This is a genomic window from Micromonospora sp. LZ34, assembly GCF_052981855.1.
Map to the genome: position 1 here is coordinate 1 of NZ_JBRIQN010000142.1, position 1,574 is coordinate 1,574.

Below are 1,574 nucleotides of genomic sequence, written 5' to 3' on the forward strand. Positions count from 1 at the left end.
CCTCGGTCTTTCACGGTGTCCGTGATCTTGAGGGTTGAGAAGGCTCGGTAGAGACGGCGAAGTGCCTGCCGCGTAAGGAAAACTGTCCGGTGTCGAGTCGTACAGAGTCCCCGCGCGGAAGGCACTTCGTAGGTGCAGATTACCCAGTGGTCGAAGGGCTTGACCGTCGAGGTCGGCGGTCATGGTGTGGTGTCGCACGTCGGAGCTGTGCTGCTGCGCATGCTGGCCGACCGGAGCGGTCTGACCGGGGCGTTGTCACGGGCGGTAGAGCGTCGAGGGTTCGTCCCGGGCCGTGACCGGGGCAGGGTGTTGACCGATCTGGCCGCGATGATCGCCGACGGCGGGCAGGCCATCGGGGATATCGACGTGCTGCGTCATCAGGGTGAGGTGTTCGGGCAGGTCGCCTCACCGGCCACCTGCTGGCGGGCCTTGGACGAGATCGGCGACGTGCAGTTGCGGCGCCTGGCGAGGGCGCGGGCGAAGGTACGGACCCGGGTCTGGTCGCTGTTCGATCGGGTGCCGGCGGCGCGGGCCGCCGGCCGGGAGGTCGGCACCGGTGTGGTGGTCCTGGACGTCGACGCGACCCTGCTGTTGGCGCACAGTGAGAAGGAAGGTGCGGACAAGACCTACAAGCACACCTTCGGGTTCCATCCCCTGCTGGTGACCTGCGACAACACCGGCGAGATGTTGGCGGTCAAACTGAGGCCGGGTAACGCGGGGGCGAACACCGCCGCCGATCACCTGGATGTGCTGGGTGAGGCGTTCGCGCAGGTCCCGACCGCGTATCGGCGGCACCTGCTGGTGCGGGCCGACTCGGCTGGTGCCACCCACGCCGTGCTCGACTGGCTCACCGCGCAGGACGCGAAGCGGGGCCGCACGGTGGAGTACTCGATCGGCTGGTCCATCACCGAGGCGGAACGCCGGGCGATCATCAAGGTCCCGACCTCGGGTTGGTCGCCGGCGATCAACGCCGATGGTGGTGTCCGCGACGGCGCGCAGGTCGCGGAGTTGACCGGCCTGCTCACCCTGGCCGGCTGGCCGACCGGGATGCGGGTGATCGTGCGTCGGGAACGTCCGCACCCTGGCGCACAGTTGACCCTGTTCGAGGAACGCGACGGCTGGCGCTACACCGCGTTCATCACCAACACCCAGATCGGGGCCTTGCAGTGGCTGGAAGCCCGCCACCGCGCTCACGCCCGCGTGGAGGACCGCATCCGCTGCGCCAAGGACACCGGCCTCCGCCGGCTCCCGTCGCGCGAGTTCGCGATCAACCAGGCCTGGTGCACCCTCACCGCGATCGCCACCGACCTGATCGCCTGGCTGCAAATCCTCGCCCTGACCGGCGACCTGGCCCGCTGCGAACCGAAGACGCTGCGCTACCGCGTGCTGCACACCGCCGCACGCCTGGCCCACGGGCAACGCCGCCGACGGCTGAACATCCCGTCGACCTGGCCATGGGCCTCTCAGATCGCCACCGCGTTCACCCGGATCGCGGCCATCCCCGCCCCCGGCTGACACCGATCAGCCCCGACCCAACGACCGGAGGACCCCAGGAGACCCACGCTCACCCGGCG

At 69.5% G+C, this 1,574-nt stretch carries 1 protein-coding gene; it reads left to right on the forward strand.

The features are described from left to right. The first annotated feature begins 132 nt into the window (after positions 1–132). Entirely contained in the window at positions 133–1,515 is a 1,383-nt protein-coding gene (locus ACVCAH_RS37825; RefSeq protein ID WP_447141001.1) for an IS1380 family transposase, read from the forward strand. The last annotated feature ends 59 nt before the right edge of the window (positions 1,516–1,574 follow it).